At 71.2% G+C, this 14,761-nt stretch carries 12 protein-coding genes, 1 tRNA gene and 1 pseudogene; 5 read left to right on the top strand and 9 right to left on the bottom strand.

Going from position 1 to position 14,761, the window contains the following annotated elements:
• Position 1: 1 nt before the first annotated feature.
• The gene (locus HHX33_RS27640) at positions 2 to 538 is read right to left on the bottom strand and encodes a TlpA family protein disulfide reductase (protein ID WP_117408731.1); all 537 of its coding nucleotides are present in this window, start codon (positions 536 to 538) and stop codon (positions 2 to 4) included.
• 88 nt (positions 539 to 626) lie between these two features.
• Entirely contained in the window at positions 627 to 845 is a 219-nt protein-coding gene (locus tag HHX33_RS27635) for a hypothetical protein (protein ID WP_117408730.1), read from the bottom strand.
• A 215-nt stretch (positions 846 to 1,060) separates the two neighbouring features.
• On the opposite strand from HHX33_RS27635, the gene HHX33_RS27630 reads away from it, so the two are divergent.
• Positions 1,061 to 2,938 (top strand): ABC transporter ATP-binding protein, encoded by a 1,878-nt coding sequence (locus HHX33_RS27630; protein ID WP_220502266.1) that lies wholly within the window; start codon positions 1,061 to 1,063, stop codon positions 2,936 to 2,938.
• Positions 2,939 to 2,994: 56 nt separating this feature from the next.
• Here HHX33_RS27630 and HHX33_RS27625 read toward each other — a convergent pair whose 3' ends face one another.
• Positions 2,995 to 4,296, bottom strand: a complete 1,302-nt coding sequence (locus tag HHX33_RS27625; protein ID WP_182877145.1) for an ABC transporter substrate-binding protein — start codon at positions 4,294 to 4,296, stop codon at positions 2,995 to 2,997.
• 211 nt (positions 4,297 to 4,507) lie between these two features.
• Positions 4,508 to 5,104: an ANTAR domain-containing response regulator gene (locus HHX33_RS27620; RefSeq protein WP_310737881.1), complete on the bottom strand. Its 597-nt coding sequence runs from the start codon at positions 5,102 to 5,104 to the stop codon at positions 4,508 to 4,510.
• Between the two features lie 120 nt (positions 5,105 to 5,224).
• On the opposite strand from HHX33_RS27620, the gene HHX33_RS27615 reads away from it, so the two are divergent.
• The 3 genes and pseudogenes from HHX33_RS27615 to HHX33_RS37425 all read left to right on the top strand — a co-directional run bounded on the left by HHX33_RS27615 (position 5,225) and on the right by HHX33_RS37425 (position 6,126).
• Positions 5,225 to 5,299: transfer RNA gene (locus tag HHX33_RS27615), tRNA-Leu, on the top strand.
• 34 nt (positions 5,300 to 5,333) lie between these two features.
• Positions 5,334 to 5,426, top strand: a pseudogene (locus tag HHX33_RS37770) (hypothetical protein); the annotation flags it as partial.
• A gap of 262 nt (positions 5,427 to 5,688) precedes the next feature.
• A complete protein-coding gene (locus HHX33_RS37425) occupies positions 5,689 to 6,126 on the top strand; it encodes a hypothetical protein (protein WP_310741556.1) in 438 nt (145 codons plus the stop codon).
• 27 nt (positions 6,127 to 6,153) lie between these two features.
• Here HHX33_RS37425 and HHX33_RS27605 read toward each other — a convergent pair whose 3' ends face one another.
• The 3 genes from HHX33_RS27605 to pyk all read right to left on the bottom strand — a co-directional run bounded on the left by HHX33_RS27605 (position 6,154) and on the right by pyk (position 11,518).
• Positions 6,154 to 7,980, bottom strand: a complete 1,827-nt coding sequence (locus HHX33_RS27605) for an ABC transporter ATP-binding protein (protein WP_220502265.1) — start codon at positions 7,978 to 7,980, stop codon at positions 6,154 to 6,156.
• A 158-nt stretch (positions 7,981 to 8,138) separates the two neighbouring features.
• On the bottom strand, positions 8,139 to 9,920 hold the full coding sequence (locus tag HHX33_RS27600; protein ID WP_182877143.1) for an ABC transporter ATP-binding protein: 1,782 nt from the start codon (positions 9,918 to 9,920) through the stop codon (positions 8,139 to 8,141).
• Between the two features lie 164 nt (positions 9,921 to 10,084).
• Entirely contained in the window at positions 10,085 to 11,518 is a 1,434-nt protein-coding gene (pyk, locus tag HHX33_RS27595) for a pyruvate kinase (RefSeq protein ID WP_182877142.1), read from the bottom strand.
• Between the two features lie 105 nt (positions 11,519 to 11,623).
• On the opposite strand from pyk, the gene HHX33_RS27590 reads away from it, so the two are divergent.
• Positions 11,624 to 12,475, top strand: a complete 852-nt coding sequence (locus HHX33_RS27590; RefSeq protein ID WP_182877141.1) for a hypothetical protein — start codon at positions 11,624 to 11,626, stop codon at positions 12,473 to 12,475.
• Here HHX33_RS27590 and HHX33_RS27585 read toward each other — a convergent pair.
• Both HHX33_RS27585 and HHX33_RS27580 read right to left on the bottom strand, forming a co-directional pair.
• A complete protein-coding gene (locus HHX33_RS27585) occupies positions 12,399 to 12,815 on the bottom strand; it encodes a DUF2784 domain-containing protein (RefSeq protein ID WP_182877140.1) in 417 nt (138 codons plus the stop codon). The genes HHX33_RS27590 and HHX33_RS27585 overlap by 77 nt on opposite strands.
• Before the next feature lie 101 nt (positions 12,816 to 12,916).
• Positions 12,917 to 14,626, bottom strand: coding sequence for a S8 family peptidase (locus HHX33_RS27580; protein ID WP_259402911.1), 1,710 nt, complete (start codon positions 14,624 to 14,626; stop codon positions 12,917 to 12,919).
• Positions 14,627 to 14,761 lie beyond the last annotated feature (135 nt).

Here is a 14,761-nt window from a genome sequence, read left to right as displayed (position 1 = left end):
GTCACGCGAGCACCGGGTCGGGCGCCCCCGGCAGGTCCGTCGAGACGATCCTGCCGTTCCCGGTCGCGACGAAGGCGGGGGTGCCCTGGACGCGGAACGCCTGCCAGACGGGCTTGCCGAACTCCTCCACGATCACCTCGCCCACGGACTCCAGAGCCGAGAGCATCTCCTGGAAGCGCGGGTCGTCGCGGTCCCCGTCCATCATCACCGCCACGGCGCGCAGATCCGCGTTCTTCGCGTACGCCACGAACTGCGGCAGCCTGGTCCGGCAGGGCTCACATCCGGCCGACAGGAAGGCGACCACCGTCCCCGAGGCCACGTCCCCGTCTCCGATGGTGGCACCGGTCGTCGTCGTCGCCGTGAACGCTCCGATTTCCGTCCCGACCGGCGCCACGACGGACGCGGAGAAGCCGGAATTCATCGTCTGCCGCAACAGGTCCGAATGCTCGCGCAGCCGGCGGATAACGGCCACCGTGAGCAGCAGGTCGATTATCGCGACGGCCCCCACCGCGACCAATCCGGCCACCAGCAACGACATGAGCTCGCTCCCGTAGGTTGAATTCACGTTACAGACACGGAAACGCGGGGGCCGCGCCCGCCTGCAGCGGCAGGCGCAACCCGGCATTTCACAGGCAGTTGGACGACGAGACGCAGGTGCTGAACACCGCGATACAGCCGCCGCTCTGACACTGCCAGCAGTATCGATAGGCCCACCTGTTGTTTCCCTGACAGCCGCAGCCCTGCTCCCAGCACCCGAAGCAGTTGGTGCAGGCCGCGCTCGCCGTCACTCTGGGCACCAGCCTGCCGAGCAGCCGGTCGCCGAGCCGTGCCATCGACTCGAACATTTCCCTCCTTCTCCTGCATTATCCGAACGTGAACTTCTCTCGGATGGTTACACGGCGCAGACAGAAGGGTCAAGGCATTCCGTACGAGCCGGAACGACGGAGAGTCATTCACCGAATACGCCCGGCCATACCGCTCGCACGGGCCGGCTTCCGGAAAAGGCGGCGCATAATACCGGCGGCCCGGGCAAATTCAAGCTCTTGTCAGGCGATTTTCCATGACCGAATCTGTTCGGGTGAAGCGGTCGCAGGAACGTCGCGTGCGGTGGCGCCGTCCCCCGGCCGGGCCGTGGATCGCGCTGACGATGGCGTGGCGGGCCGGAGCCGTCTGGGCCGTGTCGATCGCCGCCGTCACCGCCGTCTCGTCCGGCGTTCCGGTGGCCGTCGCCTGGCTGACCAAACTGGTGCTGGACCGGCTGGCCGGCGGCCCGGGCGCGCTGCCGGACGTGCTGGGCCCCGCGCTGGCGCTGATGGCGCTCGGCCTGGTGGCAGGCGTACAGCCCTCCGTACGGCGGTTCGCCGGGAACGAGCTGGACCGGCGGATCAGCCTGCTGGCGCAGGACCGGCTCTACACGGCCGTGAGCCGGCTGAGCGGGCTCGCCCGGTTCGAGGACCCCGCCTTCATCGACCGGCTCCGGCTGGCCACCCAGGCCGGCGGGTCGACCCCGGGCCAGGTGCTGAACGCCGTGTTCGCCGTCGCCGGCGGCCTGATCACCCTGGCCGGCTTCCTGGTCTCGCTGCTGACGATCAGCCCTCCGATGGCGGTGGTGCTGCTGCTCGGCGCGGTGCCGGTCCTCGGCGCCGAACTCGTGCTGGCCCGCCGCCGGGCCGCCTCCGACTGGCGGCTGGGCCCGGTGGAACGACGCGAGTTCCTCTACGCCACCCTGTTGTCGAGCGCCAACGCGGCCAAGGAGATCCGCCTCTTCGGGCTGGCCGCGTTCCTGCACGACCGCATGCTGCGCGAGCGGTCGGTCGCGGAGCGCGAGCGGCGCGGGCTCGACCGGAGCGAGCTGCGGATCCAGCTCGCTCTCGGCCTGACGGCCGCCCTGGTGGCGGGGGGCGGACTGGTCTGGGCGATCACTCAGGCCGGGCGGGGGGCGCTGTCCGTCGGCGACGTGTCCATGTTCGTGGCGTCCGTCGCGGGCGTGCAGGCGGGCCTGTCCGGCATCATCACCGAGATCGCCGTCGCCGCGCGCCGGTTGCTGCTCTTCCAGCACTACCTGGCGGTGGTGGGCACCGAGCCCGACCTGCGGGGAACCAGGCGTGAGCTCCCCCCGCTCACGGGCGGCATCGAGTTCCGCGACGTGTGGTTCAGGTACGGCCCCGAACATCCGTGGGTCCTGCGCGGGGTCAGCCTGGTGGTGCCGTACGGCCGCGGCGTCGGCCTCGTCGGCGGCAACGGATCGGGCAAGAGCACACTGGTCAAGTTGCTGTGCCGGTTCTACGACCCGGAAAAGGGCGCCGTGCTGTGGGACGGGGTGGACCTGCGGGAGATCGACCCGGCCGTCCTGCGCGCCCGGATCTCCGGCGTCTTCCAGGACTACATGCAGTACGACATGACCGCCGGCGAGAACATCGGGCTCGGCGACCTGGACAGGTTCACCGACCGGGCGGCGGTGCGGGAGGCGGCGCGCAGGGCCGGGGCGGAGGAGTTCGTCGCGGCGCTGCCCCGGGGATACGACACCCTGATCACCCGGGTGTTCTTCGACTCCTCCGACGACGAGGAGGGCGTCTTCCTGTCCGGAGGGCAGGGACAGCGGGTCGCCGTCGCGCGGGCGATGCTGCGCGGCGACCGCGACGTGCTGATCCTCGACGAGCCGAGCTCGGGGCTGGACGCCGAGGCCGAGCACGAACTGCACACCAGGCTGAAGGAGCACCACCGGGGCCGGACGAGCCTGCTCATCTCCCACCGCCTCGGCGCGGTGCGCGACGCCGACGTGCTGGTCGTCCTGGAGAACGGCGTCGTCGCCGAGCAGGGCACGCACGACGAGCTGATGGCCGCGGGCGGCGTCTACGCCCGCATGTTCACGATCCAGGCGTCCGGGTACCGCGAGCCGGACCGGCCGGCGATGACGGAACCCGGTCCGCCCGGATGACGCGCGGGGGCGGGCCGGTCGGACCGGCCCGCCCCCGTCACCGTCGTGCCGCCCGCCTAGCCGGCGATCTTGCCGGTGTTGAAGGCGGTGTTCTTGTTGTTGTTGTCGGCGCCGTACTCGTAGATGCCGATCGTGGCCTCGGCCGGGTCACCGGCGTCGTTGAACTCGATCGGGCCCGACGCGCCGTCGAAGTCGATGTCCTTGCCGGCGGCCAGCAGGTCGGCGCAGGACTTGAAGTCCTTGCACTTCTCGCCGCCGGTGGACACCTCCTTCAGGTGGGCCGCGATGTCCTTGCCGGCGTCGCTCTTGGCGGCGATCGCCGCGAGCGCGGTGAGGATCGTGGCGTCGTACGACTCGGGGCCGTAGTTGAAGTCCTTCAGGCTCGGGTCGACCGACTTCAGCTTGTCCTTGAAGTCGTCGGAGACCTGGGCGCCCGGCTGGGTGCCCTTCGCGCCGTCGAGCGTGCCCTTGGGGAACCCGTCCTTGCCGGTGCCGTAGTTGTGCAGGTTGCCGTCGACGAAGTAGTACTTCACCTTCTTGGCGGTCAGGCCCTGCTTGACCAGCTCGGGGACGATCTTCTTGGTCTCGTCGAACCCGATCAGCGCGACGGCCTTGGGGTTCTTCTCCTTGATCTTGGCGACGTCGGCCGAGTAGTCGGCCGCCTTCGGGTCGTAGATGACCTTCTCCACGACCTCGCCGCCGCCGCCCTCGACCGCCTTCTGCACGTTGTCGGCCAGGCCCGTGCCGTACGCGTCCTGGAGGGCGAGGATGCCCACCGTGTCGTTGCCGTCGGCGAGGATCAGGTCGCCGAGCACCCGGCCCTGCAGCACGTCCGGCGGCGCGGTGCGGAAGTACAGGCCCTTGTCGTCGTACGTGGTGAACTGGTCGGAGGTGTTCGCCGGCGAGATCTGCACGACCCCCGCACCAGTGATCTTGTCGATGACCGACAGCGACACCGAGGACGACGCGGCGCCCACGACCACGTCGGCCTTCTGCTGCAGCAACTTGTCGACAGACTGGGAGGCAATGTTGGTGGAGGTGTCACCCGAGTCCGTGTCGATCTCGGTCACCGGCTTGCCGAGGACACCGCCGGCGTCGTTGATCTCCTTCACGGCCAGCTTCACACCGGCGAACTCCGGTGGGCCGAGGAAGGCGAGCGAACCGGTCTGGGGCAGCAACGTGCCGATGGTGAGGACGCCGTCGCCCTGCGCGGCGGCGGGGGCCGCCGAGGAGGCCGCCGGCGCCGGGGCCGAGGCACTCGGGGCGGCGCTGTCCTCGCCACCGCCACAGGCCGCCAGCGCGAGGGTGGCGGCCGCGGCGACGGCCAGAGCCCGCCCGAGGGGGGCAATGCGGATCATGAAAGCATCTCCTTCATCCAGGCCCGGGAATCCGTCAGCGCTGCCGACTGTCCCGATCGACTGGCTGAAAGGTACATAGGCGGGGGCGCCCCGGACCAGGGATGCATCAGAACTGTCCGCACTTGGATGCGGAGTCGTAATAACTCCTCAACTTAGCGGCGCACGCCCCTGACCAGGAGTCTTCTCCTAGACGATCAGCACGGGCACGTGGTCAGGCGGACGCCGGGGCCCCGCCGCCGTTCTCGTTCACCACGATCTGCGCCACCTGGCGCATGCTCATGCGCCGGTCCATCGACGCCTTCTGGATCCACCGGAACGCCTGCGGCTCGGTCCACCCGTGCTGGGCCATGAGCAGGCCCTTCGCCCGCTCCACCAGCTTCCTGGTCTCCAGCCGCTCCGACAGCGTGGAGACCTCCTTCTCCAGCGCGGCCATCTCCTCGTGCCGGCTGACCGCCATCTCGATCGCGGGGACCAGGTCGCCCTTGGTGAACGGCTTGACCAGATAGGCCATGGCCCCCGCGTCCCTGGCCCGCTCCACCAGGTCGCGCTGCGAGAACGCGGTGAGGATGAGACAGGGGGCGATCCGTTCCGACACGATGCGCTCCGCCGCGGAGATCCCGTCGAGCACCGGCATCTTCACATCCAGGATCACCAGGTCCGGACGGAGCTCCAGGGCCAGTTTGACCGCCGTCTCTCCGTCCCCGGCCTCCCCGACCACGGCGTAGCCATCCTCTTCGAGCATCTCCTTCAGGTCGAGGCGGATCAGCGCCTCGTCTTCCGCGATCACCACTCGCCGCTGCGTACTCACGCACAAGAGGTTACCGATGTCCGCTACATTGGAACCACGCCAGGGGCCTCGTGAGTGATCACCTGTTTGGTAGGCTGCTGCGCGACGGGTTCGGACAAAGTAGGTAAAGTCCGGATTGAAGCCCCGGTACCCCAATTGGCATGAGGGAGCGGATTCAAAACCCGTACAGTGTGGGTTCGAGTCCCACCCGGGGCACTTTTCACTCTTCGCGTCCACTCGGAAACTGTCGGTGGCGACTGTCACGATCAGGCGCGTGTACGACCCCTCGACTCGCCGCCGAGCTCTCCGTCTCCTCGCCTCCGGTCTCACCCTGACGCAGACGAGCCGTCAACTCGGCATCTCCATCTCGACGCTCCGTGAGTGGCGGGACCACCCCGAGCGGCTTCCCGCCCGGGCCGCGACCTGCCCGCGCTGCGAGGAGATCCCCACAATGCCGGAGCCGCCCGGTGCCTACGCCTATCTGCTGGGCCTGTATCTGGGAGACGGCTGCATCAGCGTGGTAGGCGACCCGGGCAAGCGGGTCTGGTCACTGCGAATCATGTGCGGACTCGTGGCCCGGCCTCCGGGACGAATGCGCGCGGGCGATGACGGCGATCCGCCCGCTCAACCGGGTCCGCGTCCTCCAGAAGCAGGGCTGCAGCGAGGTCAACAGTTATTCGATGCACTGGCCCCATCTCTTTCCGCAGCATGGGCCGGGGAAGAAGCATCAGCGGGCCATCGTGCTGGCGGGCTGGCAGGAGGAGATCGTCGCCGAACATCCGGGTCTCTTCGCACGCGGGCTCATCCACTCGGACGGCTACCGGGGGACGAACCGGGTCCGGCGGCCGGTCGGCGGGGAGGACAAGTGGTACGAGTACCCGCGATACCTGTTCAAGAACGAGTCGGCCGACATCCTCCGGCTGTGCGGCGAGACGCTGGACCGCCTCGGCGTCGCGTGGCGTCACAACAAACCCGACGAGATCTCGGTGGCCAGACGCGACGCCGTGGCCCGCCTCGACCGGTTCGTGGGCCCCAAGTACTGACGATCACAGGGCCGGCCGAAGCGACGGTCAGGCGAGGCTGTCGAGCCAGGCGTGGTGGAGGCGGGCGAACCGCCCGGAGCGGGCGATCAGCCGGTCGGGCGGGCCGTCCTCCACGATCCGGCCGTGCTCCATGACGAGCACCCGGTCGGCGATCTCGACGGTGGACAGGCGGTGGGCGATGATCAGCGCGGTCCGGTCGGCGAGGATCGTCCGCAGCGCCCGCTGCACGAGCCGCTCGCTGGGCACGTCGAGGCTGGAGGTGGCCTCGTCCAGGATCAGCACGGCGGGATCGGCGAGGAAGGCCCGGGCGAAGGCGACGAGCTGCCGCTGCCCCGCCGACATCCGGCCGCCGCGCTTGCCGACCTGCGTCTCGTACCCCTCGGGGAGGGTGGAGACGAACGTGTGGGCGCCGATGGCCTCCACGGCCCGCACGATCTCCGCGTCCGGCGCGCCGGGCCGCCCGAACCGCACGTTGTCCGCGATCGTCCCGCTGAACAGGTAGTTCTCCTGGGTGACCATCACCACGTGGCGGCGCAGGGTGTCCTCGTCGAGGTCGCGCAGGTCCACGCCGTCGAGCAGCACCCGCCCGGCGACCGGGTCGTGGAACCGGGCGATGAGCTTGGCCAGCGTGGTCTTGCCCGCGCCGGTCGTGCCGACGACGGCGACCGTCTGCCCGGCGGGGATCTCCAGGTCGAGCAGCGGCAGCACCGGCGGGCCCTCGGCATAGGCGAACCGGACGGTCTCGAAGCGCAGTGCCCCGGCGGCGGTCGGCAGCGGCGCCGGACGAGCGGGCTCGGCCACCGCCGGCCGTTCCTCGAGCACCCCCGACAGCTTCTCCAGCGCCGCACCCGCCGACTGGAGGGCGTTGTAGAACTGCGAGATCTCCTGCATCGGTTCGTAGAACTGGCGCAGGTAGAGCAGGAACGCGGCGAGCACGCCGACCGTGACCGTGCCGCGCAGGGCGAGCATGCCGCCGTACAGCAGGACGGCGGCGACCGTGACGTTGCCGATCAGCTTGATGCCGGGCATGAACACGGCCACGAGGCGCGAGCCACGCACGTTGGCGTCGCGGTAGTCCGCGTTGAGCCGTTCGAAGATCTCCTGGTTGCGCGGCTCGCGGCGGAACGCCTGCACCGCCCGGATCCCGGTCATCGACTCGACGAAGTGGACGATGACCAGTGCGACGGCCTCCCGCGTACGCCGGTAGGTGACGCTCGACTCCCGGCGGAACCACCGGGTGAACAGCAGCAGGACCGGCAGCGGCAGCAGCGCCACCAGACCGAGGTGCACGTCGAGCACCAGCAGCATGACCGCGGTGCCGCACAGGGTGAGCACGGCGGTGACGAGGCCGTCGAACCCGGAGTCGAGCAGTTCGGCGATCGCGTCCACGTCGGAGGTCAGCCGGGAGATGACCCGCCCGGAGGTGTACTTCTCGTGGAACGACAGCGACAGCCGCTGGAAGTGGTCGAAGACCCGGCGGCGCAGCTCCAGCAGGGTGTCCTGCCCGATCCGTCCCGCCATCTGCAGGAACGCCTGCCGGGTGAGCGCCTGTGTGAGGGCGGCCAGCAGCACCGCGGCCACGACGGCCAGCAGGGTCCCCGCGCCCTGTCCCCGCAGCATCGGCGGGATCCCGTCGTCGATCCCCCTCTTCACCAGGTACGGCAGGGCCAGCCCGGCGGCGTTGGACACGACGATGACCGCGGTGAGCACGGCGATCGCCCGGCGGTGCGGGCGGAGCAGGTCGCCGAGCAGGCGGCGGGACCGGGTCCGCAGCAGCAGGGAGACCCGTTCGGAGATCTCGTCCCGGTCCTCCGCCGCGACCCCCCGCCAGGCGGTGTTTCCCGCTTCACTCATCGGGGCGCTCACATCCGCCGGGGTCGCGCCGGAGGCGCGCAACGGGCTCTTCCCTCGTCGCGCTTGGTCGCTTCGCTCCCGCACACTCCTCAGTCCAGACCGGCGGCGCGCCCCTCCGGCTCGCTCGGTGTTTCCCGCTTCGCTGCCGGTGTCGTGGGTCATGGCGCGGATCTCTCGGCGTCGAGGCCGGCGTCCTGGGCGAGCAGTTCGCGGTATTCCGGCACCGTGGCCAGCAGGTCGCCGTGGCGCCCGACGTGGGCGATGGTGCCGTCGCGCAGCAGCGCCACGCGGTCGGCGAGCAGCACCGTCGAGGCGCGGTGGGCCACGACGATGCCGGTGGCGTCGGCGAGCACGCGGCGCAGCGCCTCCTCCACCAGCGCCTCGGTCTCCACGTCGAGCGCCGACAGGGTGTCGTCGAGCACGAGCACGCGCGGCCGGCCGAGCACGGCCCGGGCCAGCGCCAGCCGCTGCCGCTGGCCGCCCGACAGCGACATGCCCTGCTCGCCGATGCGGGTGTCGAGCCCCCACGGCAGGTCGTAGGCGAACGTCGCCTGCGAGATCTCCAGGGCCTGCCTGATCTCCTCCTCGGTGGCGTCGCCCCGGCCGAGCGTGACGTTCTCGCGCACGCTCATGGAGAACAGCGTGGGCTCCTCGAACGCGGTGGCGACCACCGAACGCAGCGAGGCCAGCGACAGGTGCCGTACGTCGTGCCCGTCGATGGTGACGCGGCCCGCGGTGACGTCGCACAGGCGGGGCACGAGGGTGGTCAGGGTCGTCTTGCCCGAACCGGTGGCCCCGACGACGGCGACGGTCTCCCCCGGCCGCACCTCCAGCCAGACGTCGCGCAGCACCGGGCGGTCCGCGCCGGGGAAGCGGAACTCCACGCCCTCGAAGCGGACGTGGCCGCGGGGGCGCTCGATGACGGACGCGCCGCCGCGGATCGCGGGGACCGTGTCGAGCACCTCGACGACCCGGTCGGCCGAGGTCATCGCCTCCTGCCCCATGGCGAGGATGTAGCCGAGGGAGGCGACCGGCCAGACGAGCTGGAGGACCAGCGTGGTGAACGCGACCAGCGTGCCGAGCGTCAGCGCGCCGGCCCCGACCGCGATCGCGCCGAGCAGCAGGACCAGCGCGAGCGTGACGTTCGGCACCACTTCGAGGAAGGTGAAGAACCGGGAGGCCAGGCGGACCTTCCCCAGGGCGGTGCGGCGGACCTCCCGCGCGGCGGCGGCGTACCCGCCGAAGACGTGTTCGCGCCGCCCGAACGCCTTGACGGTGCGGACTCCGACGGCCGACTCCTCGACGAGCGTCGCGAGGTCGCCCTGCTGGTCCTGCAGCCGGCGGGAGATGCCGATGTAGCGCCGCTCGAACCGCAGCGACAGGGCCACGACCGGGAGCGAGGAGGCGGCGACGAGCAGGCCGAGCGGCCAGTACATCCGGAGGAGCACCACCGTCACCGCGGTGAGCTGCAGGATGTTCATGATCAGGAACAGCACGCCGAACCCGAGGAACCGGCGGATCGTGGACAGGTCGCTCGTCGCGCGGGACAGCAGCTGGCCCGACTGCCACCCGTCGTGGAAGCTCATCGGCAGCCGCTGGAGCCGCCGGTAGAGGTCGTCGCGGATCGCGGTCTCGAGGCCGAGGACCGGCCCTGCCTGCGACCACCGGCGGACGAACGTGAGAAGCGCCTCGGTCACGCCGAGGCCGAGGGCGAGCAGCCCGAGCGGCACCAGCCCGGCCAGGTCCCCATGGGCCACCGGCCCGTCGATGATCTCCTTGCCGACGAGGGGGATCACCGTGCCGGCCGCGATGCCGCCGAGTGCCGCGAACCACGAGACGACCAGGCTGCCGGCGTACGGCCGCAGGTAGGTCCGCAGCCGCCACAGCGAGCGCCACGACGACCGGCTGTGGACGGGCCCGGGGGTCTGGGGGGATGCCATCAACGGGCGCAGCGCTCCTCCGGCGTCTGACAGGACGGATTACTCGCTCCTGCCATGCTCCGTCGAAGAACGCCGCGCCCGCAAGCGGTTTGATCCCGCCGCCGGGGATCACAGCTCCCGCGGGGGCCGGGCCCTCAAGGCTCGGCCCCCGCGGGCCGCCGGTGTCAGCCCGCCGGGTGGGCGACGAGCGAGCCGACGGTGTGGACGCGCAGCGCGTTGGTGGACCCGTGGTTGCCGGGCGGGGAGCCCGCCACGACGACGATCTTGTCGCCTTTCTCGCACACGCCGAGCGCGAGCAGCGAGGCCTCCACCTGGCGCACCATGTCGTCGGTGTGGTGGACGAACGGCACCTCGAACGTCTCGACGCCCCAGGTGAGCGCCAGCTGGCCGCGCACCTGCGGGTTGGAGGTGAAGGCGAGCAGCGGGATCGACGAGCGGTAGCGCGCCAGACGGCGGGCGGTCTCACCGGACATCGTGAACGCCACCAGGGCCTTGGCCTTGACGATCGCGCCGACCTCGGCCGCCGCGCGGGCGATGGCGCCGCCGGTCGTCTCGGGCAGCCGGTCCAGGTTGTGGGTGGCCTGCAGCGTGGTGCCCTCCGCCGCGACCGCGATGCGGTCCATCGTGGCCACCGACTCGATCGGGTAGGTGCCGACCGAGGTCTCGCCGGACAGCATCACCGCGTCGGCGCCGTCCATCACCGCGTACGCGACGTCGGACGCCTCGGCGCGGGTGGGCCGCGGGGCGCTCATCATCGAGTCGAGCATCTGGGTGGCCACGATGACCGGGTGGGCCTTCTCGCGGCACAGCTCGATGATGCGGCGCTGGACGATCGGCACCTGCTCCAGCGGAAGCTCGACGCCGAGGTCGCCGCGGGCGACCATCACGCCGTCGAAGGCGTCGACGATCTCCTCCAGGCACTCGACGGCCTGCGGCTTCTCGATCTTGGCGAGGAGCGGGAGCCGGACGCCCTCCTCCTCCATGATCCCGTGGACGAGGGCGGCGTCCTCCGGCGACCGGACGAACGACAGGGCGATCATGTCGAAGCCGGTGCGAAGGGCCCAGCGCAGGTCCTCCTCGTCCTTCTCCGTGAGCGCCGGGGCGCTGACGGCGACGCCGGGGAGGTTGAGGCCCTTATTGTCGGAGATCATGCCGCCGATGACGACGCGGGTGACGACACGCGGTCCCTCGACCGCGGTCACCTCGAGGTTCAGCCGTCCGTCGTCGACGAGGATGGTGTCACCGGGACTGACGTCGCCGGGCAGGCCATCGTAGGTGGTGGACACGATGTCACGGTCCCCGGGGACGTCCTCGGTGGTGATGGTGAAGACGTCGCCGAAGCCGAGCCGGACGGGGCCGGAGGCGAAGCGTCCGACGCGGATCTTGGGACCCTGGAGGTCGGCGAGGACGCCGACGGCGCAGCCAAGCTCGTCGGCGGCGGCCCTGACCCGGTCGAACACCTCCTTGTGCAGCTCGTGGCTGCCGTGGGAGAGGTTGAAACGGGCCACGTTCATGCCCGCCTTGATGAGCTCGCGAAGGCGCTCCGGCGAGGAGGTGGCGGGCCCGAGGGTACAGACGATCTTTGCTCGACGACTCACAACACTACCCTAATTGGTACAGACCACTCGATGTGACGGCACACACAGCCGTCGCCAAATGTTCAGACACTTCACGCGATCACCCGCGTGCCCTAGCCTGCAGCCATGGAACGTACCCGGGCATGGGGGGCGATAACGGCGCTGTTCACCCTGGCGGCGTGCGGAGGCCAGGCTACCGAATCTCCCGCTCCTCCGCCGGGCGTTTCGGTGTCCCTGAACCAGTGGCGCAGCGACGAGGCGGCCCACGAGCTCGAGGTGTCCGTGCGCAACGACGGCGACGCCCCCGTCCGGTTCCTGGACGTGCAACTCGTCACCGGCTCCTTCGCCACTCTCCCGCCGACCCGGGTGGACTCCACGCTCGGCCGGACTCCGCGCACCGACCTGCGGATCCCCTACGGCGAGGCGCGGTGCGACCCCGCGACGATCCCGCCGGTGCGCCCCGCCGTCGTCGTGGCGAACGTGCAGGCGGGCGAGGGGCCGGCGCGCAGGGTGGAGTTCCCCGTACGCCATCCGGACCCGCTGCTGGCGGGTCTGGTGAAGGCCGAGTGCGGGGCGTACCTCCTGCGCCTGGCGGCGGACGTGACCTTCGGGGACACCTGGACCAGGTCCGGCCGGACGCTGCGCGGGGTGCTCCTGGTGACCAGGAAGCAGGGCGCGGAGCCGGTGACGATCGACGAGCTGGGCGGCACCACGCACTACGACATGAAGCCGTTGTCGGGCCGGAGCCGCCCGGTGGCGGTGCTGGAGGCGGGGACGCCGCGCCTGGAGATCCCGGTGGAGGTCACCCCCGCCCGCTGCGACTGGCACGCCTTCGCCGAGGCGAAGAAGGCGTACCTGTTCCCGATCTACGGGATGGTGGGGGCGGGCGAGCGGCGCTACCTCATCGCGACGCCTCCGGCGCCGGTGCAGCGGACGTTCCTGTCGTACGCGGAGGACGTCTGCGGCGTCGGCGGATGACGACCGCCAGACCGGCCCAGGAGACGAGCACGACGGCGATCACCGCCAGCCGGACGGCCGTGACGTACTCCTCCGGATAGACGATCCCTTCGATGTAGGTGTCGATGAAGCCGCCGGGCAGCAGGCCGCGCTCCCCCGCCCGGGCGCGCCCCCAGTTCTCCAGCGCGGTCAGCGGGCACTCCACCAGCCCGGCGAGCTGGACCAGCGCCCAGGCGCACAGCGCGAGGTGCGGCCAGGCCAGCCGGGGCCGCCACCAGGCGGGGAAACCGCCCAGGGCGATGTAGGCGATGACCAGGAAGTGCACGGCCATCGTGGCCTGCCAGACGAACCGGTAGATCATGATCTGCCCTCCCGAGAAGCCGAGGGTAGATCGCCGTCCGGCCGCCGGCCATCCGGCGGCCTACTCAGTTCGGTACTCATCCGGGCCGATACTCAGACGGGTCAGCGGGCGACGGTCGCGGCCCGGGCGGCGTCGACCAGTCCGTGGCCGAAGAAGCCGTTCCGGCTCGCGGGGCCCTCGCAGACCTGCGTCTCGCCGGTCCCGTAGCGGTACGTGCGGGGCGAGGGGCAGTCCTTCGGCGTCGCCGTGGCGTACAGCAGGCGCTCCACCTCCGCGGGGTCCATCTGGAGCCCGCCCCAGCCCGGCTTGCCGAACCGCCCGATGATGATGGCCGCCACGCCGGTCACGTGCGGCGCCGCCATCGAGGTGCCCTCCATGTACTGGTAGTAGGCGCACTTCCTGGCACGGCACTCGCGGATCACCGAGTCGTCCTTCGGCACGCCCTTGGCGTCGAGGCGCCCCTGGGCGCGCAGGACGTGCTCGGGGGCGGCGGCGAGGATCTCCCGGCTCGGCCCCCGCAGCGCGGTGCCGCCGTCGAAGACGTCACCGCCCGGCGCCGCGATGTCGGTCTGCTCGGTGCCGTAGTCGGAGTACGGCGCCTTGCGGCCGCTCGGGCCGACCGCGGACACCGAGATGACGCCGTCGAGTTCGGCCGGGACGTTGCGGCAGGAGTTGTCGACGGACCGGTTCTTCTCGGAGCCCCTCGGGAAGTCCGGGCTGGTGGTGTCCGTCTTCGGCTTGCCGAGGTCTCCCCCGGCGTTCCCGATGGCGGTGATCAGCGTGACGCCGTGCGACCGGGCGTAGTTCACCGCCCGCCGCATCCCCTCCAGGATCGCCCGCTGCTCCGACCGCTCGGCGGGCGTGTCATCGGGGTTGTCCGGGCAGTTGAACGTCCACGGGTCGACGTAGAAGCTCATGTTGACCACGTCGACGCCGATGTCGGCGGCGTACTCCAGGGCGTCCAGGGTCGGCTTGAGGAAGAAGAAGCCCGAGTCGGTGCCGGCGCGCAGGTTGACCAGCGACACGTCGGGGGCGACGCCGGCGACGCCGATGCCGTTGATCGGCGACCCGATCGTACTCGCGACGTGGGTGCCGTGGCCGTCGTCGTCGACGTCGGCCGGGTCCTTGCACCCCTTGTACTCGCAGGGCCCGTCGAGCTTCTTCCCGTTGGGGTCGGTGGGCTGGTCGGTCACGAAGTTGCGGCTCAGCGCCCGGTCGAAGTTCGGCGCGATGTCCGGGTGCCGGCCGTCGACGCCGGTGTCCATCACGCCGACCAGCACCTTGCGGCTGCCCCTCGCCTTCGCGTAGGAGCCCGTGGGCGTGGCGCCGATCATCCTCATGTTCCACTGCCGGTCGGCGAGCGGCTCCGCGCCGCCCGCCCGCGCGGCCGTGCCCGGGCGCCACGCGCCGGGGAGCGTACGCCCCGGCCCGGCGGAGACGGGGGCGTCGGCGGTCCGGCCGATGGGGCGGTCGCGGGCGACGCCGACCACGGCGGGGTCGTCGCCGATCCGCTCGGGCGCGGACGTGCGCACGACGAGATAGCCGAGGCGGTCGTCGTGGACCCGCACCGTGCCGCCGGCGGCCTCGGCCGCCCGCTGCGCGGCGGCCCGCCCGCCGTCCACGTAGAAGACCAGGTAGTCACCGGCCTGCCCGTTTCCCGACGGGCTTGACGAGCTGGATGGGCCAGATGGGCTCGGTGTGCTCAGCGCGACCGGTATGCCCGGTATCCCTGGCGTGCCCGACGGGGCGCCCGGCCCGCCGAGCAGTGCGACCGACATGATGGCCCCGGCGAGCCGCCCCCGTGCGTGCAACGCTCCTCCTCGATTCCGGGCCCGGTGATCGGGCTCAGCATCTTCCCGGCAGCCGGCCGCGCGTCGCAACCCGCCGGACCGCGTGGCCCGAGGGCCGCACGGGCCGGCCGCCGCGCGGCCTGGCCTCCCGAGATG

Origin of the sequence: Microbispora sp. H10670, from assembly GCF_014161385.1 — a bacterium.
GTDB classification, from domain to species: Bacteria; Actinomycetota; Actinomycetes; order Streptosporangiales; family Streptosporangiaceae; genus Microbispora; species Microbispora triticiradicis.
The sequence above is the reverse complement of the archived record's forward strand: the minus strand, read 5'-3'. Positions and strand labels throughout refer to the sequence as shown.